Source organism: Priestia sp. FSL R5-0597 (assembly GCF_038006305.1).
Lineage (GTDB): Bacteria > Bacillota > Bacilli > Bacillales > Bacillaceae_H > Priestia > Priestia zanthoxyli.
The window spans coordinates 1,408,085-1,432,187 of the sequence record NZ_JBBOUZ010000001.1; the positions used below are offsets into that span (position 1 = coordinate 1,408,085).

Sequence of the window (24,103 nt, forward strand, 5' to 3'; positions counted from 1 at the left end):
TTAAATAATCTCGTTTTTTTGAAAAATTTAAACTTTCGACAGAAACCTACATATTTTTGAATGCGTTCCCCAAAAGTACAAGTAGACGAACGTCACCTCTTATTTCTGCATACATACTATATATTATGTAATATTAAAAAGGAGGTATTGATTTTGCATGTATACAAGTAAGCACTATCCGTATTATGAGCAACATCAACCAGAACGTTTTGATTTAAGTCAGGTACATCCATTTCCACAGTATCACCAGCAGCCATGGACGGAAGCTTATATGCCGCAACATCCGTACGCTCAGCAACAAATGCCTTTTGGCCCTCAGCAAATTCCCTATATGAACGGAATGTACCAGCAGCCCATGTACAACAATGCAGGTGCGCCTTTTAATCCATATCCTAAAGGTCAGCAGCAAAAGCCTCAGCCATCTCAATTTCAGTCACTAATGTCTCAGTTTAAATCGAGTGATGGCAATTACGATATGAACAAAATGATGAATACTGCGGGACAGATGATGGGAGCCATGAACCAATTAACATCCTTAGTAAAAGGGTTTTCCGGGATTTTCAAAGTATAAGGACTAGAAGTTATTTTCTAGTCCCAGCTTATTATTTTTTCTGTTGATTTTTCAAATAGTTTTCTCCAAGAAGTGCAAATACTTCATTGTAGGTTAGTCCAGACTGCGCATTTAAACGTTTGATCTCTTCGACATCTGTTGTTGATGAAGTTGAAATTTGATGTTTGTTTTTTTTCATAAAACCTCTCCTTTTCTATGTAAAATGAATAACGCTCCATCTTAGTATATTTCCAAATGTTCCTCTTCTATAAGTGGAAAAAAACGCCGAAGACACTCATGGCTCTTCGGCGTTTTTTTTTCAATAAAGATGAGTGTTTAGGGAAATTAAGAACGGCGAGAACGACGAGAGCGGCGAGTAGAACGACGAGAGCGGCGAGTAGAACGACGAGAGCGGCGAGTAGAACGACGAGAGCGGCGAGTAGAACGACGAGAGCGGCGAGTAGAACGGCGAGAACGGCGAGTAGAACGACGAGAGCGACGAGTAGAACGACGAGTAGAACGGCGAGTGCCGCGAGAAGAGCGACGAGTACCGCGAGTAGAACGGCGGCTACTGCGGCCAGTGCTACGAGAAGAGCGACGCTTTCTTGTTAGTGGACCAGCAGTTGGCTCTTGAAACATAAAAGATTTCAGTTCTGTACATTCTAGGGCTTCAGCAGCCTCTTTAATTTTTTCAGGTGTAATATGCAATACAAAAACCTCCTTGTCAATTGGACTAGGTCTTGCATTAATAGAATACGCGATGATGCTTGTCCTTGATATGAGTCAAAAGTGGAGTTTGCGGAAATAGTTGATGCTGCGGGGTATCATGGAGAATTTACCCTTCATATACTTTAATAATTGAAGAAAGGTGGTCGAATCATGAAGCAAAAAGAAATCCCTCAATACGCTCTGTTTGTGAATGTAAAAGATTTAAAGGAAATGCAAAGAGATATTTGGTCAGAAGAAGCGGTTCAGGCAACGATGAAGTTTAACAAAAAACGCTACGATATTGATTTGCTCCTAAGAGGCTCCCATATTCGGAAGATGAAGAAAAAGTCATATTATATTGAATTTTATTCTCCGAAAATATTTCAGCGCGCCAAAGAAATACACCTAAACGCTGAATACAAAGATCCATCGCTTATGCGCAACAAATTGTCCCTCGATTTTTTCTCTTCTTTAGATGTTTTATCTCCCCACTCTCAGTTTGTCACTCTTAAGATTAATGGGAAAAATGAAGGAATATATCTTCAGCTCGAATCGGTAGATGAACTATTTTTGAAAAAAAGAAATTTAGCGGATGGATCTATATTTTATGCAGTAGACGGAGATGCTAATTTTTCTTTGATGAGCGATTTGGATAAAAAGCCAAAAACAACTTTGTTATCTGGATATGAAGATAAAGCAGTGAGAGAAGGAGACGAGGAAAAATTAGAAAAGTTTATATTTAATCTTAATACATGGACAAATACGGAATTCGAACAGAATATTGAGAAGTACCTGAACGTCGACCGCTACTTATCTTGGTTAGTCGGTATTATTTGTATGCAGAATTACGACGGTTTTGTCCATAACTATGCGCTCTATCTAAATCATGAAAGCGGGCGCTTTGAACTGATTCCATGGGATTATGATGCAACTTGGGGAAGAGATGTAAATGGAAAAGTAATGGAAGGAGACTATGTCCGTGCACAAGGATTTAATACGCTTACAGCTCGCTTACTGGCGGTGAACAGCATTAAAAAGAGATATATTCAAAAAATGAACAATGTTCTAAATAATCAATTTACAATAGAATACATGAAACCAATCATTTATCAACTGCATGAGTATATTGCTCCATATGTATTAAAAGATCCTTACGTAAAAGATAACTTGGAGCAATTCCATAAGGAACCAGACCTTATGCTTTCTTTCGTAAAAGACCGAACAGCGTACATTAAAAGTCATCTTTTTGATTTTTGAATTTTACTAGACTGATAGGCAAAAGTGGAATTTAAGAATAATAGGCAAATGCAGGAAGACAATAGCTGTACATGATACGTATATATACATTATGAATGACCAATAAGGACAATTAATAAGGAGGAAAAATAATGAGTAACTATTACTACGACCAAAATCAAGACCAAACTCAAAATGCCAATCGTAGTCGCGCTCGTAAAGTTCAACAATCTGAAAGCACGGGCTACTCTGCCCACTTTAAACCATTAAAAGGGAGAGTAGTAACTGTCTATCGCGGGGGGCCTGAATCTAAAACGGGATATTTAATCGACGTTCAATCAGATTATTTAACACTTGCTCTTGAAACAAAACAAAATAACAATCAGCAAAATAATCAACCGGCGCAGCTTATTCCACAACAGCAATATACATTTATTTATTACCAGCTCGCTCATGTTAAAAGCATTACAGAGGATACAAAGTCTAATTCCGCGCAAACATTTTCTGGATTTAATAGTGAAGTAGAACTGCACAGAGCCAACACATTTGCAGGCACTTTATTATTGATGAAAGATAAACAAGTGCAAATAAATCAAGGAGGGCCAGAGAAAAAATTGGGTAAGATCCTTGATGTATTAGGCTCATTTGAATCTGCGTATGTCGTATTACTAACAGAAGATGACGGCGTCGTTTATATCAATGTAGAGCACATAAAGAGTGTAAGTGAAGTTGTAAGCAAAAATACGCCTGTTGTTCCGCAAAACCCATTATTAGTTGAAGAGACACCTGAGTATATTAAAGCGAAAAGTTTCAATGAACTGTTTGAAGAGTTTTCGCATAGATGGGTAGCTATTAACGGCGGAGGGCCAGAGGCTGTAGAAGGTGTGTTAGTTCAAAGTCGCAATGGAAACTTTACTCTTGTACAAAATAATCAAGTTCTACGTTTACAACCAAGACACGTAAAAACCATTGCCTTAGGATCAAAAGGATCTTTCAAGCAAAATGAAGAAAATTCTGAGCAAAATGGAGATACAAATGAAGAAGATTCTGTGCAAGAATCAACTACTGTAGATAGAACCGGAGGTCGCACGGATGGCCGTACTGGAGACCGTACCGGAAGACGTACAGGAGGTCGCACAGACGATCGCTCGGGAGGTCGCCGTACGGGTTCACGCTCTTCAACACCAGGTGAAAAAGTTATTAAAACGAAAAATTATCGTTGGAAAGCATGATGAACTGGAACATAAAAGGTGCTTATAAAGCACCTTTTCTATCATATAGGAAAAAGGAGGAGAATGAGTATGAGTATGAATCATTATATTGATAAAATTGTTGAAGTCGATATATCAGGTAAAACAACGTTTGTAGGAAAACTTGTTGATCTCGGGTTAGATGTAATGGTTTTATATAATGGACATGATTATTTGTATATTCCTCTTTTACACATACATCGCTTACGAGAGGTTTCAGAAGAAGATTATACACCTTTACGAACCATAGAAGAGAACTTAATAGAAGAAAGTCAGCGGATTTCTTATCGTAATATTTTACAGCAGGCAAAAGGGAAATTTATTGAAATTTATGTAACAGGAGGAAAATCATTGCATGGCTATATTACAAGCGTGCTGAATGATTATCTTGTGTTTTATTCTCCAGTGTATAAAAATGTCTTTGTTTCTCTACATCATTTGAAATGGCTTACCCCTTATAGTAATGAGTTAACCCCTTATTCTTTAAGTGACAAAGAGCTCCCAGTAAGGCCTGCCTCTGCACCTTTTGTCAGAAACTTTGAAGAGCAGCTTAAAAAATATGAAAATCAACTGGTCGTATTAGATTTAGGGGATCAATCAGAAAAAATTGGCGTACTTAAAGAAGTTTCTAATAATATTGTTGAACTAATTACGGCAAATGGAGAAAGTATGTATTGGAAGTTAGCTCACGTAAAATCTGTGCACTTGCCTTAGAAAAAGAGACCTCGGTGTCGTCTCTTTTTTTATGTACTTATCAGGACAAGTATATTGAATAAACAAATGAGATGATTTAAATTTTTTAGAAAATTATGTTGACAATAAAGAAAATCTTTATTAAAGTTAGTAACAACAAACGTTAACCACCAACAATTATATAGAACTCTTATCAAGAGTGGCGGAGGGACTGGCCCTGCGATGCCCGGCAACCATCAAATGAAACATTCATTTGAACGGTGCTAATTCCTGTGGAACATCAGTATTGTTCTAACAGATGAGAGAAATCGTGTATAAACGAACACTCTTCCATCTGTGAAGAGTGTTTTTTATTTTGAGTTAAGGAGAGAAATAGATGAAAATTGAAACTTTATTAGTTCGTTCAGGAGTAGGTCGTGACCCTTCAACAGGTTCTATTACAACACCCATTTACCAAGCATCAACATTTGCTCATCCTGCTTTAGGGCAAAGTACAGGATTTGACTATGCACGTACGGCAAATCCTACTCGTACGGCATTGGAAGAAGCAATTGCTGCTTTAGAAAAAGGCGAAGTAGGAGTAGCATTCGCTTCAGGAATGGCGGGTGTAATGTCAGTTTTAGCGCTATTTAAAAACGGAGATCATTTAATTGTATCAGAGGATTTATACGGAGGAACGTACCGAGTACTAAATGAAATCTTTTCAGAGCAAGGAATTACTGTTTCGTACGTCAACACAGCCCATCTCGAGCAAGTAAAAGATGCGCTTCGTCCCAACACGAAAGCTTTATTCATTGAAACACCTACAAATCCAATGATGCACGTGACTGATTTGCCAGAAGCAATTGCGTTAGCTAAACAGCATGATTTGCTTACTATCATTGACAATACATTCATGTCCCCTTACTATCAGCGTCCTTTAGAGCTTGGAGCAGATATTGTGATACATAGTGCAAGCAAATACATTGGGGGTCATAATGATGTAGTTGCTGGTCTTGTAGTCGCTCGATGTAGTAGCTTAGGAGAAAAAATTCGTTTTTATCAAAATGCAGCTGGGGCAATCTTAGGTCCACAAGATAGCTGGCTGTTATTGCGCGGTATTAAGACGCTAGCGCTTCGTATGGAAAAACATAACGAAAACGCACTGAAAATTGCAAATTGGCTTACTGCTCATGATCTCGTGGAAAAAGTGTATTACCCTGGTCTTGAAACACATCCGGGCTATGAAATCATGAAGAAACAAGCAACTGGATTTGGAGGCATGATTTCTTTTGCTGTCTCACACCCTGACATCGTGTCAGTACTTTTAGAAAATGTTAAAGTTATTACATTTGCAGAAAGCTTAGGAGGCGTGGAAAGTTTAATGACATTCCCAGCTCGTCAAACACACGCTGACATTCCGGAGGAAATTCGAAATCGTGTCGGAGTAACAAACTGTTTACTTCGATTATCAGTTGGAATTGAGCACGCAGATGATTTAATTAAAGATTTGAAGGAGGCATTTGATGCATACCAACAATAATAAACATAGATTTGGTACGAACTTAATTCATGCAAATACAGGAATTGACGGTCATTTTGGAGCGGTTAACGTACCTATTTATCAAGTATCTACATTTAACCAAGAAGATGAGACGAACAACGGTCGCTATGACTATTCTCGTTCAGGAAACCCAACGCGTGAGGCTTTAGAAAACACTATTGCTCAGCTAGAAAATGGATACGCTGGTTTTGCTTTTTCATCAGGTATGGCTGCTATTTCATCGGTGTTATCTATTTTTGAATCAGGGGATGAAATTTTAGTTTCACACGATACGTACGGCGGGACATATCGTGTATTAACACGATTATTTTCAAAGTTTGGTATCAAAACAACTTTTGTTGATACAACGAAGGTTGAGAAAGTAGAAGAAGCTATCACAAAAGATACGAAGGCTATCTATATCGAAAGCCCTTCAAATCCATTTTTACAGGTAACGGATATTAAAGCAGTAGCAAGTTTGGCGAAGGAGCACAATCTCCTTACAATTGTGGATAACACGTTTTTAACACCTTATCTACAGCAGCCGATTGACCTTGGTGTAAATATTGTCATTCATAGTGCTACAAAATATATCAGCGGCCACAGTGACGTCATTGGCGGTTTAGTTGTAGTAAGCGATGAAAAGCTAGCGGAAGAAGTAAAGTTTGTACAAAATGCTTTTGGTGCTATCTTGGGGCCACAGGATTGTTTTTTACTGCTTCGAGGCATTAAGACATTAAAAGTTCGTTTAGATCAGCAGTTAAAAACAGCGCTGCAGTTTGCAAAGTGGCTTGAAGAACAATCTCTAGTGAGCCGTGTATACTACCCAGGCTTAAAAAGTCATCCGGACCACAAACTCATTTCAGAACAAGCAAATGGATACGGAGCTATGATTTCTTTCCAAGTGCAGGATGAAAAAGTAGCACGACATATTTTACAAGGAGTCAAATTAGCTTCAATTGGCGTTAGTCTAGGTGCAGTTGAATCCATTCTCACGCATCCTTCAACAATGTCTCATGCAAGTATCCCAAAAGAAGTACGTGAAGAAAAAGGAATTACTGATTCACTTCTTCGCCTTTCAGTAGGGTTAGAGGAATTCGAGGATTTGAAGCAAGACTTTAACGCTGTTTTTCAAAGCTTAGAAGAAAAAGCGTTAATTAAATAAAAAAAGGACTTCCATTAAGGAAGTCCTTTTTTTGTTATATACAGCTATCTAAAAGGTTTGTGTATAGGGACGTAAGCGCAACTTTTTCATCAGAGGAAAGACTGCTGTTTAGAATTCTTTTTATGCCAAGATGATATTTTACATACGGTGTTTGCCGAACGCGTGGATGAGTCATTTCATCTTTTAAATCTTTCAGAATGGCTTCGTGAAGCTGATCTTCACTTGTCAGGGCTTGTTTAGAAGCGAAAGAACGGTTCAACCATAGGGTCTGATAAGCTGCTAGTAAATGTTCAGAAGTCATTGTGCAAAGAGCTCCTTTAGATTAGTTTCTTCATTATAATAATCTATAGTTTATCATAAGTATTAATACGTGTACGTAACTTTTACAGAAGCGGATACAGTCAAGGACTGAGCTTGGATAGGGGGAGAGGCTGCTAATAACTTAGGCGAGGAGCCAGATGACTGATAGACGGGGCCTTCTTCGATTAAAATGGGGATTTGGTTAATAGGGAGCTGCAGCGTGTTGGCAATGGTAAAGGCCTTTTCTTTAGCGTTAAGCAAAGCTTTACTTATCGCTTCTTGTTCATATTTATCATCATTTGTAACGTGAAATTGAAGATCTTGCGCTACGTTGGCTCCGCTTGAAAACGTAGCGTTATAAACATCGCCAGCTTGTTTTACATCTTGTACTCTTACTCTAAACAAATGCTGTACTTCGTATCCCGTAAGAGTCGATTTTCCATCGCTGTAATCATATTTAGGATTTATAGTGAATGAAGCTGTTTCAATTTGCTGGTCGTTGATTCCAAGTTTTTTCATCTCTTGCAGCAGAGTATTTGAAACAGCTGAATTATCTTTTAAGGCTTCTTGAACGTCTCGGTTTTCCGTGCGCGTTCCAATCGTCATGGAAATTTCATTTGGAATGGCTGAAGCAGTTCCTTCACCAGTTACTTTAATTTCTCTATTTTGTGTATCTACGCGCAGTGGCTGTGTAGGTTCGTAAGGGAAATAAGAATGTTGCATGTAAAAACCCTCCTTAATCCGTCTTTAGTACATATATATGACTGCAGGGCTTGCATTAAAAGCAAAAAGTACACAAGTCGTAACTTGTGTACTTTTTTTACTATTTTGTATGCTGTTCTAATACGCTTTCCATGTTTCTAAATTGATCTTCTACAGCTTCTGAAGGCTTTTTTGTTAACAGACTTACTACAATAACAGCCAGCAAGCTTAAGAAAAATCCAGGAATCATTTCGTAAAGGGCATCTTTCAATGGAGTATTTACCCAAATTAATACTGTAGCTGCACCTACAATCATTCCTGCAAGGGCTCCCCATCTAGTCATACGCTTCCAGTAAAGACTTAGTAAAATGGCCGGGCCAAATGCAGAACCAAATCCAGCCCATGCGTATCCGACAAGTCCTAAAATCGTATCACTAGGCTTTAAAGAAAGCAAAATACCAATAATTGCAACACCTAAAACCGCAGCTCTTCCGACTGTTACAAGCTCTTTGTCAGAGGCTTTACGTCGGAAAAATGTTTTATAAAAATCTTCTGTAACAGAGCTTGCCGTTACAAGCAGCTGAGAAGAAATAGTACTCATAATCGCTGCCAATAAAGCTGCATATAAAAATCCAGTAATTAATGGATTAAATAAAACATCAGCAAATTTAATAAAGATTGTTTCAGGATCCCCAAGTTTCATCCCAGTTTGATCCACATAAGCAATTCCAACAAGACCCGTTAACATAGCGCCAATGATTGATAGGATCATCCAGCTCATACCGATACGACGGGCAGGCTTTAATTCTTTAATAGAAGAGATCGCCATAAAGCGAACGATAATATGAGGTTGACCAAAATAGCCAAGTCCCCAGGCTAAAAAAGAAATAATCCCTACTACGGTTGTACCTTTAAATAAATCAAGGTAAGTTGGATCGATATTTTTTACAATATCCATTGTTGTTCCAACGCCGCCTAAGTCAGTAAAGGCTACAATAGGCACTAAAACAAGGGCAATGAACATAATAACGCCTTGCACAAAATCTGTTAAACTAACGGCTAAGAAACCGCCGAACAGAGTATAGGCAATAACGACAGCAGCCGTTACAAATAGTCCTATTTGGTAATTTAAACCAAATGCCGATTCGAATAATCTTCCGCCTGATACCATACCAGCTGAAGTGTAAAGAGTGAAGAAAATAAAGATAACAATCGCTGATACTGTTCGAAGAACCTTGGCATGGTCCCCAAAGCGATTTTCAAAAAAGTCCGGAATTGTAATGGAGTCATTCGCTACTTCCGTATAAGTGCGAAGACGCGGAGCGAGGATTAAATAATTTAAATAAGCACCAATAGATAAACCTACTGCAAGCCATAAACTTGAAAGACCTGTCACGTACATGGATCCAGGAAGGCCCATTAACATCCATCCGCTCATATCTGAAGCACCTGCTGAAAGCGCAGTAACAGCCGGACCTAGTCCGCGTCCGCCTAGCATGTAACCCGATACGTCTTGAGTTGTTTTTGTGTAGGCATACCATCCTATTCCGAGCATTCCTACAAAATAAATGCCCAGTGAAATATAAACACCAATATCCACCAAATCTCCCCTTTATGCATTTTTTATGCATGAAACGAGCACTACTCGCCATGCAAACATCTTATGGTTTCTAAAACTAACAAACTTTTCCCTTACTATCAACCCACAAAACCGTAAAATACATGAGGCGAAAATCCCCTATCCCCCTATAACAAAGAAATGAAAACGTTTTCAAAATAAAATAAAATAAAAATATTCAGAAACTTATAAGTGCATTTTTTATGCAATATTTTATGCAATGGGTAAAATAAAAAGAGCATTTTATAAAATGCTCTTTTGACATTCATGTATATTAGCGTGAATTTGGAAACACGCGGCGAACAACTTCTGAAAACTCGTCAAACAGTCCAGAGACTGGTTTACCCGTTTGAAGCTTGTCTACATATCCATTCATACGGTTTACAAAGTCGGGGTTTGTTGATACAAACACTCGATGAACACTGCCGTCGGCTTTTCGTACTTCGTGTGCGATCTTATGCTCCATATCTTTTGTGAGATTGCCTTCTTTGTTATCGTCTAATACAGCTGCTACATAAGCTGTATGGTCGGTTACGATTACGTTAGCATCTTTTACATTTTTTAACGCTACGATACGATCAGCTGCCACATCGGCTACTCTCATTCCGCCGGACTGATTGTACTGTTCTTTCTCATTACGCTGTACGTCTTGCGTATTATTTACGTCATTCATTTTCGTTTTATTGTTTCCATTTTCATATGTGACGTTGCGGACTGTATTATCGTCAATGACGCCATCTTTACCTTGATCTGCTGTGCTGCAGCCGAATAAAGAAAGGGTCGTCATGCAGCCTACAACAAACAAAAACGATTTCTTCATGATAGTATCACTCCTTATAAGTTTTAACCTTTCTTATAATTTGTTAAAAACGTGTGAAGCATACATGAAAAATATAAAAAAGCCTATACTATCGAAAAAGGAGGAATATGTATGAGTGAAATCCGACAAAGCATATTTGTGCTTCATACAAAAGAAGAAAACCATGAAGAAACAACAACGTTTGCGTTAACTTCAGAAGAAGCTAAGCTATTATTTGAAACCCTGCAAAATAAACGAAAAGAAATTATCGACGCCCATATTGATAACATGTTGACGTAAGGAAGGTAAATATCTTGTAAAACAGATGAGCCATATGTTAAAGGTGGCCAAATATTTGCATTCTACATATAGGTATAGTATAATGTAAACGCAACCAAATATAATTAATACTATGTTTTGACCATATACTCGAATTAGATTTAGTGAAAATTCACTTGTTATAAAGGAGATCTACTTCGCGTAGGTCTCTTTTATAATATGTGAATTTTTTATTTACGGTATAAATGTAAATATAGAGTAACATATTAAAATTTTTACATTTTTTGGAGGTTTTTTTACATGGCTACTACAGGTACAGTAAAATGGTTTAACAGTGAAAAAGGCTTCGGTTTTATCGAAGTACCAGGCGAAAATGATGTATTTGTTCATTTTTCAGCTATCCAATCTGAAGGCTTCAAAACATTAGAAGAAGGCCAAAAAGTTGAATTTGAAATCGTTGAAGGCCAACGTGGACCTCAAGCGGAGAATGTTGTAAAATTATAATTCAACGCTACATATGAAAGCTGCCGATCGGCAGCTTTTTTTGTGCAAATTTGTTTTATTTGTATGATTAAGAAAATAGATTAAAGTAGGGGAGAAGGGAAGGCGTGAGTTCATTTCATTGCTGTGCCACATGTCAACATTTTCAAAGCATTAAATTGGATAAGGGAATGAAGTATCAATGCAAGAGACTAGGCTATGAAACTCGTCCTGCTTATCAGTTTACATGCTGGGAACCAAAAGAAGTAGTTAAAAAGCTAATGGAAAAACGAAATCAAAAAGATATTGATACATAACGAAATCGATCCCATCTAAAGACGAACAAAGAACAAATGGAATGGATTCTCTAGTATGAATTGCTTGTTACATCGCTGTTGGTTTCCGTGCAAGACTGCGCTTTCCGCGGGCGGGCGCTGAGCCTTGCCCTCCAATCAACAGCTATAAGCACCTACATACATGAAACCTACGTTCATCATCACTACGAAAAAATCCGAACGAGTTGGATTCTCCATCAGGAATCTCAATTCATCGTTCGGATTTTTACTAAACTACTTTTGTTCCAGCCGCTTTTAATTATTCCTCTTTATCTGTCCCTTCCTCTGAAGGTAAATGCTTCCCGCAAAACTCTTTGACAGCTGCTTCTTCCTCTTCTTCTAGGTCGAAGTCTAATACTTTATTTGTTGAAACTTCGTAGAAATGAGTCTGGGCAATAGAAGTGTTATCTTCGCCTTTAATATACACTACGCGTAGTGCTAGGTCGCTGCCGGTATATAATTCATCCTCTTCTTCTACCTCAATGTATAAATGAAATTCATAGCGTTCACCTAGAAGGAGACCAAATGGATCCTGCAATTGTTCAGCTGTATATTCTTTAATTGTAAACATATGTACGTCCTTTCCATATATCAGTAAAATACTTGCATCATCTATTATAGTTTTTCTTTGCAAAGAAAGAAAGTGCATGCGTAATTCATGTACGGATTTATTCCTTGGTCATTCTATTTAGCGAATCTACTTGATGCGATGGCGCAAGGACTTCGATGATTTACTTAAAGATGGAAGAAACGCGCGTATGTTTTTGCTTATACATGGCAGCATCTGCTTTTTGAATTAATGTATCTAGGTTGGTGTCGTCTGAAGGCGCACATATAATAAACCCGTAACTCGCAGACAGTGCATATGGCTTCTTACATTCTTTCTTTTTATCTTCTAGCTGATTATTAATATTTTGCCACAGCTCGTGTACGTATTCTTCCGTTTGTTCAGGAGCAATTAATAAAAACTCATCACCTCCGTAGCGAAAGAGCGTATCATCCTTGCTAATATAACCACTAATTGATTCTGCTATTGTTTTAATAAGCCAGTCGCCTTCTCTATGACCGTATTGATCATTTACTAGTTTTAAGGAATTAATATCGATAAAACATAATACAAAAGATGTATCATTGGTTTTAGCTCTCAGCAGTTCCAGCTGCAGTTTTTCCATTCCGCTTCTTCGATTTAAAATTCCGGTTAGCATATCAGTTGAAGCGTGCAAGTTCAATTCATGCTCAACCGCTTTTAAATCGGTTATATCGGTAATACCTGCGAGTATGCAGCTTTCGCTTTGATACTCTAGTAATTCATAATTGATCATAACCCACTTAGAATCTCCATGTTCACGTGCTTCTAGGATGTAGTTTTTTACATGCTTTTCTTGTTGAAGACGTTTTAAAATCTCCTCTCGATCTTCATCAGTAGGGTAGATTATAAATCCGTCTAGTTGATCAAGATCTTGAGAAGCAAGATTGTAAAAATGAATAGCTTTATTGTTAATGAGCAGCACTTTGTGGTCGGATAATCTCGTTAATAGTAAAGGATAGGGATTAATTTTGAACAGCGTAAAAAAATTATGTTCGCTTTCTTTTAGCTGTAAATGATTCATATATTCTTTGTGACGGTATGTATAGAGAATATATGAGATAAGCAAAGCGATAGCAACTGCTGCAGTTGTATTGATCTGCTTTGAAATAAGAGAAAAAGAATCCGGTACATATCGTGATAAGCCATATAGTAAAAAAAGATGGTTAGGAATAAAAATAATGCACAGATGTTTTAATTTCATAGGACATAAAACAGCTGTGGAAATCAAAAGCATCATATAGACGTCTACGCGACCTGTGAAAAGCTGACTGTTAATAGTAGAAAGTGCTGCAGCAAATACGTAATAAAATATATAGCCATATACCATGGTGCTTAAGTAGTTAGCAAATCGCTCTTTTCTTTTACTAAAATAATAGAAGAATAAATAAAGAGAAGAGAGAGCGAAACTAGTGAAATGAATACCAATTAGTGTATGTCTAAACTGAGATGTCCCCGCATGTTGAAGTAAAGAAAACCCTATATAAATATAAAGAGGGTAGGAAATGACAAGAGCAAGTGAAACTAGCTTGACTCTTTGTTGAAGCATTTCTGCATTCGTTTTATCGAACATTTTATCTTCATTAACTTCTCTTCCTGAAGGGAAACGAAATTTCTTCAGAAAGGAGAAAGGTAAAAGCGAAAGAAGAAATGACATGACCATCATCTCCATATCTTTTTTTAGGTATTTTAGCATGTTTGTATAAGAAAAGACATGAATTTTTTAGATGAAAATGTCTGCTTTTCCATCAAGAAAAAGCACTAAGAGTTATAGGAGTAAAGGTGAGACCAAAGGGCCCCACCTTTTTTTATTGAAGTTTATTTGATTCAGCATGCCGTACAAACATGGTTTCATCTTCTACTAAGCCGCAAGCTCCACACTGAATGCGTTTTTGGGGTCCGTTATAAGCAGCGTGAAAGGCATCGAGCGTATCGTTTGTGTATTCTTCTACGACGTCTCCGCTTCTTGGGTCCATTTTTACAGGTTTTGCATTTTGTTCAATGATATTAAAGCGCGTTCGATTTGTTTTGCAGCTAGGGCAAAGATAAGGGCTTCCCATTTTTAACATCTCCTTGAAAAATTTACTGTATTAATACCATGTCCGATTCCACCAAAAACATACAAAAACTTATGGTTTTCTATCGAACGTTCATTCGTTAAAATAGAAGCAGGTGATGAAAATGAGAATACGAAAAAACTTACAAGAAGTAATAGATATCTTGCAAACGAATCCATCGTATCAGCAAAATATTGTTCATTGGCATACAATCGAAGAGAAAGAAGCTAAAACTGCGCCATTTCCAGCTTCTTTGCATACGAAACTGCGGGAAGCACTTGAAAAACGAGGAATTGGTTCGCTTTATACGCATCAAAAAACAGCGTTTGATTTGGCGACAGCTAAGAAGAATGTTGTGGCCGTTACGCCAACAGCCTCGGGGAAAACACTGTGCTACAACTTGCCGGTACTGCAAAGTATTATGGAAAACGATCAAGCTCGAGCTCTTTATTTGTTCCCAACAAAAGCGCTTGCCCAAGATCAAAAAAGTGAATTAAATGAAATCATTGAAGAAATGGAAGTGCCAATCAATAGCTACACGTATGATGGAGATACTCCGGCAAATATCCGCCAAAAGGTGAGAAAAGCAGGGCATATCGTTATTACGAATCCGGATATGCTTCATTCAGCTATTTTACCTCATCATACAAAATGGGTATCACTGTTTGAGAATCTGAAATACATTGTGATTGATGAACTTCATACGTACCGCGGTGTTTTTGGAAGCCACGTAGCCAACGTTATCCGCCGGTTAAAGCGAATTTGCCGCTACTATGGAAGCGATCCTATCTTTATTTGTACATCAGCGACCATCGCTAATCCAAGAGAACTCGCTGAACATTTAACGGGAGCTCATGTTATGTTAGTAGATAACAACGGAGCGCCTAGCGGCCGCAAACATTTTATTTTTTATAACCCGCCTATTGTGAATAAACCTTTAAACATTAGAAGAAGTGCTACGCTTGAAGTGCGAAATATTGCAGGAGAGTTTTTGAAAAATAAAATTCAAACGATTGTATTTGCACGAAGCCGAGTACGAGTGGAAATTATTTTAACGTATCTGCAGGAGCTCGTAAAAAACCAGCTTCAACATAAGTCTATTCAAGGGTATCGAGGAGGATATTTGCCGAAGCAGCGACGCGAAATAGAAAGAGGACTTCGAGAGGGAAGTATTTACGGGGTAGTCAGTACGAATGCTTTAGAGCTAGGAGTGGATATCGGGCAGCTGCAGGTGTGTGTAATGACAGGTTATCCAGGCACGGTTGCAAGCGCTTGGCAACAAGCAGGACGAGCAGGAAGACGTCATGGAGAAGCCGTCATTGTGATGGTCGCAAGTTCAAGTCCGCTTGATCAGTATATGATTCAGCATCCGGATTACTTTTTTAGCAGAAATCCAGAAACAGCTCGAATTAATCCTGATAATCTTGTTATTTTAGTCGATCATTTAAAATGTGCGTCCTATGAGCTGCCGTTTAAGCAGGGAGAAACATTTGATGGGGTAGAAATTGAAGACGTGCTGGAGTTTTTGCAAGAAGAACGAGTGATTCATTTTAGCGGAGATAAATGGTACTGGATGAATGATTCCTTCCCAGCTCATAATATCAGTCTGCGCTCTGCATCCCAAGAAAATGTTGTCATCATTGATCAATCGGACGTTGCAAATGTGAAAGTAATTGGAGAAATGGATCGCTTTAGTGCTATGACGCTTCTTCATGATGAGGCGATTTACTTGCATCAAGGCATTCAGTATCAAGTAGAATACTTGGACTGGGATGAGAAAAAAGCGTATGTTCGTGAAGTCGATGTAGATTATTTTACCGATGCAAACTTGGCGGTTAACTTGAAGGTTCTAGAAGCTGATAAAGAACGACTGGAAGGGACATATTCAATCAGTTATGGCGATGTAATGGTCAGCGCCATGGCGACGATATTTAAAAAAATAAAGTTTGAGACGCATGAAAACATAGGGTCAGGTCCCATTTCACTTCCGGAAGAAGAGCTTCATACAAATGCCGTGTGGCTAAGCTTTGAAAAAGAACAGTTTCACGAATCTGAAGAACGATTGGAACAAGCTCTTATTTCCGTGGCAAATGCCATTCAGTCAATTGCACCGCTTATGGTGATGTGCGATCCTTCTGATTTACATGTAGTGCCTCAGATAAAAGCGGTGCACAATGAACAGCCCACTATCTTCTTATATGACCGATACCCGGGAGGCATTGGCCTAAGCGATAAAGTATACGAACAAATGAATGATGTGCTAAGTCAAACTAATCAATTAATTGTAAATTGTTCTTGCGAAAGCGGCTGTCCGTCCTGTATTGGTATGGAAGCACAAGGAGAACACGCGAAAAGCGATGCGCTCGTACTGCTACAACAACTGCAAAGTAGGTGAACTCGTGTCTTTTAAAAATAAATTAAACCGTATGAAAAAGCATCTTCATGTTACAGAAGCGAAGCCTCCGGTTGAAAGTAACCCCCAGCGATCTAAGGGCGCGTCTATTCCCTATGAGCAGGAATGGAAGGGAAATCATGCTGCGCCTTACTTTGCCGAAGACAGCTACTGTATGATCAGAGAAGTGGTTTACCCGCTCGACTACAAGCATGGACATTATGAATTTAATGAGCTGAAAAAAGTAGTGGAAGTATGGAATCAGTCTACAGTTGCTCATCCGCTTTCATCAAAAGGCCACACATATTCAGATTTGTTTTTCTTTGATACGGAAACGACGGGGCTTAGTACAGGTACGGGAACGACTATCTTTTTGCTAGGATACGCAAGGGTGTTAAAAGATTCCGTCGTTTTTCGTCAGCATATATTAACCGAGCCAAGTGGAGAAGTAGCATTTTATGAAAGTTTTTTAAAAGAAGTAGACTACACGACGCTTGTGACTTATAATGGTAAATCTTTCGATTGGCCTCACGTCAAGACTCGCCATACGCTATTGAGAGATCATTTGCCCAAGCTGCCTAAGTTCGGTCACTTTGATTTACTGCATGCGTCAAGAAGGCTGTGGAAACATAAAATGGGTTCGGTTAAGCTTGCGAATGTCGAAAAAGAAATACTTGGAATTGAACGAGTTGATGATATTCCCGGTTTCTTAGCTCCCATGATTTATTTTGATTTTATTGAAACGAAAAATCCAAGAGGCTTATTCGACATTATGAAACATAATGAACATGATATTTTATCGCTTATTACCTTATACATTCATTTATCAAAACATCTCCTTACTAGTGAGGAGTTTACAGAAAAAGAAACATATGAAGTGGCAAGGTGGTATGAGCAGTTGGGGGAGAACAAGCACGCTTTCTCTCTTTATCAAGGCGTAGCGGAAAAAGAAAAAGAAGAGCATGAAAAAGCTCAGCTAGCGATGGCTTATCATTATAAAAAAGAGAAGAGTTGGAAAGAGGCAGTGGACATGTTTGAACCCTTGGTTCAAACATGTGAAGGTGACGTCGCTATAGAAGCACTGGTTGAGTTAGCTAAAATTTATGAGCATCGTCTCAAAGATGTTCATCAAGCACTTCTATATACTGAGCTAGCCTCGGAGAAGTGGAATCAACTCAGGGGAATGACGAAAAAAACGTCGAAGGAAGCGCTTGAAAAAAGACTTCTTAGATTAAAAAATAAATCAGCTAAAGGATAGGCTTCAGCTGATTTATTTTAAAATATTCAGAATTATTATTCTTTTGTTTTTGTAGACGTTTTATATTGTTCTATTTTTCAGTCATTGATAAAATTAGTCAATGTAAGACTGATTCTTACAGCTTAAAAACAGAACTTTGGTGAGATGGAGAGAGGCCTCATGAAAAATGTGATTTTAGTATCATTTTTCGCATTAATTTGTTTAACAGTAATTGTCTTAAGCAGTTTGAAAAATTCGTATAACTCCTTTATGTAGGTCAAAAATAGGTGTTTGTCTTAGTACATGTACATTACCCTTCACATATTGTAATAGTGTAATAACTAAACAGTGAAAGGGGAAAAAGGATATGTATCCAAGACCAACAAAATGTATGCCACCAATTGTGCATCCAACAAAATGCTGCACACAGTTTACTTCTCAGGAGGTAGTTGTACCTCACATTCATCCAAGTCATAATACATTGGTGAATCATACAAATGTGAAGCACGTGCATTACTTCCCGCAAACACAATCTGTTGTAAATGAAACTTCAAATCAACAGTTTTTTGGCGGTGCGCAGCAATATCCAACTCAAGTAGGTGGAGCAGGCTATCCAGGTCAAATGGGAGGCTACCCAGGTCAAGTAGCAGGTGCTGGTTACCCAGGTCAAGGAGGTTACCCAGGTCAAGTAGCAGGTGCTAGTTATCCAGGCCAAGGAGGCTACCCAGGTCAAGTAGGTGGAGCTGGTTTTCCAGGCCAAGGAGGTTACCCAGGTCAAGTAGCAGGCGCTAGTTATCCTGGACACAAAGGTTGCGGCCAAGGAAGCTGTCATACAAAAGGCGCGCATCAAGGACCTAATTCAGGGTATTTTAGATAATGTACGTTAATAGGAGCTGATTACATCAGTTCCTATTCTATTTTGTTACAAAGGAGTTATATAATGAAGGTGCTAACGGTTACTGGTTATAAGCCATTCGAACTTGGAATTTTTAATGAAAAACATCAAGGCATTACATACATAAAAAAAGCGCTCTATAAAAAATTACAGGAATTAGTAGAAGATGGATTAGAATGGGTATTGATTAGTGGCCAGCTAGGAGTAGAGATTTGGGCAGCAGAAGTGGTATTTGATCTGCAGCTCGAGTATCCCGAGCTTCAGTTAGCTGTTTTAACACCATTTTTGGAGCAGGAAGAAAAATGGAATGACGTCAATAAAGAATTGTATGAATTCGTCTTAAGTCAAGCAGATTATGTAGATAGCATCACAAAAAAGAAATATGAAAGTCCAGCACAGTTTCGGTTGAAAAATCAATTTTTAGTAGAAAAAAGTGAAGGTATTTGTTTAGTTTACGACGAAGAGCACGAAGGAAGTCCTAAATATATGTTAGAAACGGCTAAAAAGCGTGCTGAACGAGAAGAATACCCTATTATAATGGTGACGTCTCACGACTTACAAGATATCGTGGATGAAGAAAAATTTTCGTCTTTTTAACGCCACTTGACGAAACATTTTAAAAGATAAATTGACATTTGAAGCTATTTTTGAAAAAATGAATTATAATAAAGATAAGGTTTATCGTATTCGAGGTGATAGAGATGTTAGCTGATAAAATTCGTTTAACGGCCAAAGAAATTTTAGAAAAAGAATTTAAAACAGGCATGAGAGGCTATAATCAAGAGGAAGTAGATAAGTATCTAGATTCTGTTATTAAAGATTATGAAGCATTTCATGAAGAAATTGAAGCATTACAAACTGAAAATTTACGCTTAAAAAAGCAAGTAGAAGAGTTATCCAAAAAGCCGCAACAACCTTCGTTTACCCCGCCGCCGGCTCAACAGCAGCAGCAAGCGGGTACGACAAACTTTGATATTTTAAAACGTTTGTCAAACTTAGAAAAACATGTGTTTGGAAGTAAATTATACGAATAACCTAAAAATAGGAGTTGCATTCAACTCCTATTTTTATTATACTAAGGAAAGTCGTTATCAATAACGTTCGGGTAATTGCTGCATCACATATGAGGATGTAGAGGAAAGTCCATGCTCGCACAGACTGCGATGTCTGTAGTGTTCGTGCCTAGCGAAGTCATAAGCTAGGGTAGCTGTTAAAAGCTAACGGCGGGGAAAAAGCCTAAGTCTTTTTAAGATATGGCTTGACTACTCTGAAAGTGCCACAGTGACGAAGTCTTATCAGAAATGATAAGAGTGGAACGAGGTAAACCCCTCGAGCGAGAAACCCAAATAATGGTAGGGGAACTTTCTGGAAGGAACTGAACGGAAGGAAGGACAAAATGGTTACATTTTGTAGATAGATAATTGCCACCGGAGTACGAGGTAGCTAGCCGCTTGCAGTACAATGGTACAAAACATGGCTTACAGAACGTTATTGAAAAGCAATCGACAATAGTTGTTATACACTATATTTTAATCCAACCCAGCTCTTCATATAACGGAAGAGCTTTTTTTATGTCAAAATGACAGCTTATCATAAGCTGTCATTTTTTTTGTACAATCAGGCTGAGCTTGTTGTCAGCCTCAGGTCTTAGGAGAAAATAAAGCTCTAGCTCGTTTTGAAAAAACGTTATCATCCTTAAACTAAGTATATAGAGAAGCGAAAGGAGGAAACAAAATGAAAAAAGTTGGTTTGTTTTTGATTGGAGCGGTAGCTGCTATCGTTCTTCTTGCAAATGCTGGCCCCATGGTAGGACTTGCGCTTGGCTTGGTTATTTTGTACGTAGCATTTAAAGGGTTTGTTAAAGCAGAGACCCCCTTTAAAAAATGGTTCTGGGGGTTTATTGGTGTCGTCGTACTCTTAACAACCGTTTCAAACCTTCCGGCTCTTGCTGGTATCATCGCAGCAGTAGTACTTTACATTGTATATAAAAAGTGGAACAGCAGCAGGCCTATAAAAATGGAAAAAGAAGATCCGTTTAAGCACTTTGAACGTCAGTGGGCTGACTTAAATCAAAAATAATAAAATTTCACTTTATTATCTAAGGAGATGAACAAAATGAGAAACTTATTTACTCGAATGAAAGAAACGATTTCTGCAGACCTTCATCAATTACTTGATCACAAAGAACAAAAAAATCCAATTGCTGCGTTAAATCACTATTTGCGCCAATGCGAGCAGGAGACTGAAAAGGTAAGGCAGCTTGTTGAGCGGCAGCACACGTTAAAAGAGCAGTTTAATCGCGAATACCATCTGGCACTTGACATGATGAAAAAACGTCATGAGCAAGCACAAGTGGCGCAAGCAGCTGAAGAAGCAGAATTACATGAATTTATTGTAAAAGAGCATGCTCACTACGAAGAGAGAGCAAAGCGTGTAAAAGAATCTTATGAAGATGCATCCAAGCAGTTAGAAGAGCTTGAACAAAAGTATGAAGAAATGAAGCATAAGGTAAAAGATATGCATATTCGCCGTATGGAACTAATGGGGCGCGAAAATATTGCCCGTGCGCACCATCGTATGAATTCAGTAATGAAAACGGAAGCATCTTATGCGTCCTACAGTCAGTTTGACGAAATGGAAACCTATATTGACCAGCTTGAAAATCAAATTAATACAAATTACTACAGACAAACGGTAGACAGCAAGATTGCTGAATTAGAAAAAAGAATAAAATCATCGTAAAAAATCAGTGTTTCTGCATAAAACATGGTATTCTAAAAAAGGCGTAGGTTTCTGCGTCTTTTTAAGGTGAGAGAATAGATATCTGCAGCATCCAAAGAACGCTATGTCATCTACGAGGAGAAAGGAGAGGGAGCTGTGCAAAGCGTAAACAAAACAGAATCTCTTATGTTCATTTTTATTTGCAGCTTATTTGTCCTGTTTATTGAAATTATGTTTTTTCACAGCGGCTTGATCTTTTCTGTATTAATTGCCGGTGCGTTCATGTATATTGGGCGAAAAAAAATGAGAAGAAAATTAGGGCGTATGTTATTTTGGATTGGCGTTATTGGGCTTGTGTTGAATATATTTAATACGGTTGCCTTTAAGTTTTTAGTTATTGCTCTTTTCCTGTACTTTTTACTTAGATTTATTCAATTACGAAAGCATCCGGTTGAATTTAGACCAACTGACGAGTTGACACAGCAGCCAAACCAAAGTTTGGTTCAGGTCCGGCCGGTTTTGACGAATAAACTTCTTGGTAGTCAAAGAACCGAAGACTCCGTATACGAATGGGATGATATTAATATTCAAAGCGTATGGGGAGACATTGTGATTGATTTAAGCAATACTGTTCTGCCAAAAGGCGATGCGGTTATCTTTATTCGTCAAGTGTTTGGAAATATTAAAGTGCTCATTCCTTACGAAACAGAAGTATCTGTGAATCATTCTAAACTAGCAGGAAACGTAACGGTTTTTGGCCATCAGCGCGGCTTTTCGTTCAATGAAAATTTGTCTATCAAAACAGAGGAATTTGATCAATCTGCTCATAGGGTGAAGATTGTTACAACTGTTGTGATTGGAGATTTAGAGGTGCAAAGGATATGAGTATTCTTCAACGGCAGTTATTGTGGGGGATTTTCTTAAGTTTTTTTGTATTTGTATCCGTGCTCTTTACCGTGTTTTTTGCATATCCTGTTTTTCAACTTAGCGACTTATGGAAAACGAGCGTATTTGGCATGCCTTTTGTGCTGTTTTCCTTCAGTTTAAGCCTTACGATTGGAAGCGTGATTGGAGGAATCATGGGGTTTATGTGGAGACAGCAGTGGACATATGTTGAAAACCGATTATATGAAATAGAAAATGGCCACCGGCATATGTCGGCAAATGAACCGCTTATTCAAGAAACGTCTCGAATTATAAGCCGTTTAAACAAAGTAGATCATAAAATGATTTTTCAAGCGCAGCAATCTCAAAAGATGGCAACGGAAAAAGTGGAAAATCAGCAAAAGCAAGTGCAAGAAATTGTTTCTCAAGAACGAAATCGGCTTGCTAGAGAACTGCATGACTCCGTTAGTCAGCAGCTATTTGCCGCTTCGATGCTTATGTCTGCTATTACGGAATCCAATCTTACGCTACAAGACTCTGAAGCTAAGCAATTAAAGATGGTTGAAAAAATGATTAATCAATCACAGCTTGAAATGAGGGCTTTGCTTCTTCATCTTCGTCCTGCAGCATTAAAAGGAAAATCGCTACAGGCTGGAATGAAAGAACTGATGAATGAGCTTGCTCAAAAAGTACCGCTTGAATTAAATTGGAAAATAGAAGGGTTTGAACTTGATAAAGGCATTGAAGACCACTTGTTTAGAATTTTGCAAGAATCCGTATCAAATACGCTGCGTCATGCAAATGCAACAGCTTTAGACGTGCTGCTGATCAAACGTGACTTTTCCATTATTTTACGTATTGTGGATAACGGAGTTGGTTTTGATGTAGAAAAGGAGAAAGTCGGATCTTACGGTCTGCAAAATATGTATGAACGCGCAGTTGAAATTGGAGGCCTATTAAAAATTATTAGTTTGCCCGACAAAGGAACAAAGCTAGAAGTAAAAGTACCGTTAGTAGAAAGAGAGGAGAAGCAAAATGATTAATGTACTGTTAGTAGATGACCATGAAATGGTTCGTATTGGCGTAGGAGCGTATTTGTCGGCTCAAACAGACATTCATGTAATAGCTGAAGCAGCCAATGGCCAACAGGCCGTTGAATTAGGGCTTCAGCTGCGCCCGGATATTATTTTAATGGATTTAGTCATGGAAGAAATGGACGGGATTGAAGCAACAAAACAGCTCATTAAGCAGTGGCCGGAAGCAAAAGTAATTATTGTCACTAGCTTTCTAGATGACGAAAAAGTATATCCCGCTCTAGAGGCAGGGGCAACAAGCTACTTATTAAAAACGTCTAAAGCAGGAGAAATTGCAGCTGCTATTCGCCGTACATATGAGGGGGAATCTGTATTAGAGCCTGAAGTAACCGGTAAAATGATGTCTAAAATGAGAAAGCCGTCTTTACCTCATGAAGAACTCACAGCTCGTGAAATGGAAATTTTACTTTTAATGACACAGGGTAAAACAAATCAAGAGATTGCAGACGAATTATTTATTGCGCTAAAGACGGTAAAAACACATGTGAGCAATTTATTAAGTAAGCTGGATGTGCAGGACCGAACTCAAGCCGTCATTTATGCCTTTAAACACAAATTAGCGCAGTGAGAATCGTTATTCAAAAGAGAATAACGATTTT

28 protein-coding genes, 1 other RNA gene and 1 riboswitch are annotated in these 24,103 nt (G+C 38.2%); of the genes, 20 read left to right on the plus strand and 9 right to left on the minus strand.

Annotated features, from left to right (window positions below; all coding sequences use genetic code 11):
- Positions 1 to 157: 157 nt before the first annotated feature.
- A complete protein-coding gene (locus MKX72_RS07145) occupies positions 158 to 571 on the plus strand; it encodes a YppG family protein (protein WP_028414073.1) in 414 nt (137 codons plus the stop codon).
- Positions 572 to 602: 31 nt separating this feature from the next.
- Here the strand turns inward: MKX72_RS07145 and MKX72_RS07150 are convergent, their stop codons facing one another.
- Both MKX72_RS07150 and MKX72_RS07155 read right to left on the minus strand, forming a co-directional pair.
- Entirely contained in the window at positions 603 to 749 is a 147-nt protein-coding gene (locus MKX72_RS07150; protein WP_165573333.1) for a hypothetical protein, read from the minus strand.
- Positions 750 to 895: 146 nt separating this feature from the next.
- Complete coding sequence (locus MKX72_RS07155) at positions 896 to 1,258, minus strand: CotG/ExsB N-terminal domain-containing protein (protein ID WP_033578428.1); 363 nt, start codon at positions 1,256 to 1,258, stop codon at positions 896 to 898.
- A gap of 171 nt (positions 1,259 to 1,429) precedes the next feature.
- Between MKX72_RS07155 and MKX72_RS07160 the strand changes: the two genes are divergently transcribed.
- The 5 genes from MKX72_RS07160 (at position 1,430) to MKX72_RS07180 (ending at position 7,124) form a co-directional block, all read left to right on the plus strand.
- Positions 1,430 to 2,515 carry a CotH kinase family protein gene (locus MKX72_RS07160; RefSeq protein WP_033578429.1) on the plus strand — a complete coding sequence of 362 codons (1,086 nt, stop codon included), beginning with the start codon at positions 1,430 to 1,432 and terminating at the stop codon, positions 2,513 to 2,515.
- A 131-nt stretch (positions 2,516 to 2,646) separates the two neighbouring features.
- Positions 2,647 to 3,726 carry a hypothetical protein gene (locus MKX72_RS07165; protein WP_033578430.1) on the plus strand — a complete coding sequence of 360 codons (1,080 nt, stop codon included), beginning with the start codon at positions 2,647 to 2,649 and terminating at the stop codon, positions 3,724 to 3,726.
- Between the two features lie 69 nt (positions 3,727 to 3,795).
- Entirely contained in the window at positions 3,796 to 4,458 is a 663-nt protein-coding gene (locus tag MKX72_RS07170; protein WP_033578431.1) for a hypothetical protein, read from the plus strand.
- Positions 4,459 to 4,624: 166 nt separating this feature from the next.
- A riboswitch (SAM riboswitch) is annotated at positions 4,625 to 4,742 on the plus strand.
- A gap of 71 nt (positions 4,743 to 4,813) precedes the next feature.
- Positions 4,814 to 5,959, plus strand: coding sequence for a trans-sulfuration enzyme family protein (locus MKX72_RS07175; protein ID WP_033578432.1), 1,146 nt, complete (start codon positions 4,814 to 4,816; stop codon positions 5,957 to 5,959).
- Positions 5,943 to 7,124 (plus strand): trans-sulfuration enzyme family protein, encoded by a 1,182-nt coding sequence (locus MKX72_RS07180; protein ID WP_155008272.1) that lies wholly within the window; start codon positions 5,943 to 5,945, stop codon positions 7,122 to 7,124. Before MKX72_RS07175 ends, MKX72_RS07180 begins: the two co-directional genes overlap by 17 nt.
- 34 nt (positions 7,125 to 7,158) lie before the next feature.
- Here MKX72_RS07180 and MKX72_RS07185 read toward each other — a convergent pair whose 3' ends face one another.
- From MKX72_RS07185 to MKX72_RS07200, 4 genes are all read right to left on the minus strand, one after another.
- Positions 7,159 to 7,425, minus strand: a complete 267-nt coding sequence (locus MKX72_RS07185) for a hypothetical protein (RefSeq protein ID WP_028414066.1) — start codon at positions 7,423 to 7,425, stop codon at positions 7,159 to 7,161.
- Between the two features lie 62 nt (positions 7,426 to 7,487).
- Positions 7,488 to 8,147, minus strand: coding sequence for an SIMPL domain-containing protein (locus MKX72_RS07190; protein ID WP_098627133.1), 660 nt, complete (start codon positions 8,145 to 8,147; stop codon positions 7,488 to 7,490).
- Between the two features lie 100 nt (positions 8,148 to 8,247).
- On the minus strand, positions 8,248 to 9,726 hold the full coding sequence (gene putP / locus MKX72_RS07195) for a sodium/proline symporter PutP (RefSeq protein ID WP_028414064.1): 1,479 nt from the start codon (positions 9,724 to 9,726) through the stop codon (positions 8,248 to 8,250).
- 292 nt (positions 9,727 to 10,018) lie between these two features.
- On the minus strand, positions 10,019 to 10,564 hold the full coding sequence (locus tag MKX72_RS07200; RefSeq protein ID WP_033578433.1) for a YhcN/YlaJ family sporulation lipoprotein: 546 nt from the start codon (positions 10,562 to 10,564) through the stop codon (positions 10,019 to 10,021).
- A gap of 111 nt (positions 10,565 to 10,675) precedes the next feature.
- On the opposite strand from MKX72_RS07200, the gene MKX72_RS07205 reads away from it, so the two are divergent.
- The 3 genes from MKX72_RS07205 to MKX72_RS07215 all read left to right on the plus strand — a co-directional run bounded on the left by MKX72_RS07205 (position 10,676) and on the right by MKX72_RS07215 (position 11,619).
- On the plus strand, positions 10,676 to 10,843 hold the full coding sequence (locus MKX72_RS07205; protein ID WP_165573336.1) for a hypothetical protein: 168 nt from the start codon (positions 10,676 to 10,678) through the stop codon (positions 10,841 to 10,843).
- Positions 10,844 to 11,122: 279 nt separating this feature from the next.
- A complete protein-coding gene (locus MKX72_RS07210) occupies positions 11,123 to 11,326 on the plus strand; it encodes a cold-shock protein (RefSeq protein WP_013056130.1) in 204 nt (67 codons plus the stop codon).
- A 104-nt stretch (positions 11,327 to 11,430) separates the two neighbouring features.
- Complete coding sequence (locus tag MKX72_RS07215; protein ID WP_028414062.1) at positions 11,431 to 11,619, plus strand: hypothetical protein; 189 nt, start codon at positions 11,431 to 11,433, stop codon at positions 11,617 to 11,619.
- Between the two features lie 277 nt (positions 11,620 to 11,896).
- Here the strand turns inward: MKX72_RS07215 and MKX72_RS07220 are convergent, their stop codons facing one another.
- From MKX72_RS07220 to MKX72_RS07230, 3 genes are all read right to left on the minus strand, one after another.
- On the minus strand, positions 11,897 to 12,208 hold the full coding sequence (locus tag MKX72_RS07220) for a DUF6509 family protein (protein WP_028414061.1): 312 nt from the start codon (positions 12,206 to 12,208) through the stop codon (positions 11,897 to 11,899).
- Between the two features lie 160 nt (positions 12,209 to 12,368).
- Positions 12,369 to 13,880, minus strand: coding sequence for a sensor domain-containing diguanylate cyclase (locus tag MKX72_RS07225; protein WP_033578434.1), 1,512 nt, complete (start codon positions 13,878 to 13,880; stop codon positions 12,369 to 12,371).
- Positions 13,881 to 14,031: 151 nt separating this feature from the next.
- The gene (locus MKX72_RS07230) at positions 14,032 to 14,283 is read right to left on the minus strand and encodes a hypothetical protein (RefSeq protein ID WP_013056134.1); all 252 of its coding nucleotides are present in this window, start codon (positions 14,281 to 14,283) and stop codon (positions 14,032 to 14,034) included.
- A gap of 121 nt (positions 14,284 to 14,404) precedes the next feature.
- On the opposite strand from MKX72_RS07230, the gene MKX72_RS07235 reads away from it, so the two are divergent.
- From MKX72_RS07235 to MKX72_RS07285, 11 genes are all read left to right on the plus strand, one after another.
- Positions 14,405 to 16,675, plus strand: coding sequence for a DEAD/DEAH box helicase (locus MKX72_RS07235; RefSeq protein ID WP_098627134.1), 2,271 nt, complete (start codon positions 14,405 to 14,407; stop codon positions 16,673 to 16,675).
- Between the two features lie 4 nt (positions 16,676 to 16,679).
- The gene (locus tag MKX72_RS07240) at positions 16,680 to 17,930 is read left to right on the plus strand and encodes a ribonuclease H-like domain-containing protein (RefSeq protein ID WP_049163658.1); all 1,251 of its coding nucleotides are present in this window, start codon (positions 16,680 to 16,682) and stop codon (positions 17,928 to 17,930) included.
- Positions 17,931 to 18,276: 346 nt separating this feature from the next.
- Complete coding sequence (locus MKX72_RS07245) at positions 18,277 to 18,786, plus strand: spore coat protein (protein WP_034266527.1); 510 nt, start codon at positions 18,277 to 18,279, stop codon at positions 18,784 to 18,786.
- A 63-nt stretch (positions 18,787 to 18,849) separates the two neighbouring features.
- A complete protein-coding gene (locus tag MKX72_RS07250; RefSeq protein ID WP_033578438.1) occupies positions 18,850 to 19,401 on the plus strand; it encodes a DUF1273 domain-containing protein in 552 nt (183 codons plus the stop codon).
- Between the two features lie 104 nt (positions 19,402 to 19,505).
- Entirely contained in the window at positions 19,506 to 19,838 is a 333-nt protein-coding gene (gpsB, locus tag MKX72_RS07255) for a cell division regulator GpsB (protein ID WP_013056140.1), read from the plus strand.
- 63 nt (positions 19,839 to 19,901) lie between these two features.
- An RNA gene (gene rnpB / locus MKX72_RS07260) (RNase P RNA component class B) lies at positions 19,902 to 20,290 on the plus strand.
- Positions 20,291 to 20,538: 248 nt separating this feature from the next.
- Entirely contained in the window at positions 20,539 to 20,883 is a 345-nt protein-coding gene (locus tag MKX72_RS07265; RefSeq protein ID WP_028414056.1) for a lmo0954 family membrane protein, read from the plus strand.
- A 36-nt stretch (positions 20,884 to 20,919) separates the two neighbouring features.
- Entirely contained in the window at positions 20,920 to 21,546 is a 627-nt protein-coding gene (locus MKX72_RS07270; RefSeq protein WP_033578439.1) for a PspA/IM30 family protein, read from the plus strand.
- Between the two features lie 135 nt (positions 21,547 to 21,681).
- Positions 21,682 to 22,410, plus strand: coding sequence for a cell wall-active antibiotics response protein LiaF (liaF, locus tag MKX72_RS07275; protein WP_028414054.1), 729 nt, complete (start codon positions 21,682 to 21,684; stop codon positions 22,408 to 22,410).
- The gene (locus tag MKX72_RS07280) at positions 22,407 to 23,453 is read left to right on the plus strand and encodes a sensor histidine kinase (protein WP_033578440.1); all 1,047 of its coding nucleotides are present in this window, start codon (positions 22,407 to 22,409) and stop codon (positions 23,451 to 23,453) included. The genes liaF and MKX72_RS07280 overlap by 4 nt, the downstream gene beginning before the upstream one ends.
- Positions 23,446 to 24,072 carry a response regulator gene (locus tag MKX72_RS07285; protein ID WP_028414052.1) on the plus strand — a complete coding sequence of 209 codons (627 nt, stop codon included), beginning with the start codon at positions 23,446 to 23,448 and terminating at the stop codon, positions 24,070 to 24,072. The genes MKX72_RS07280 and MKX72_RS07285 overlap by 8 nt, the downstream gene beginning before the upstream one ends.
- The last annotated feature ends 31 nt before the right edge of the window (positions 24,073 to 24,103 follow it).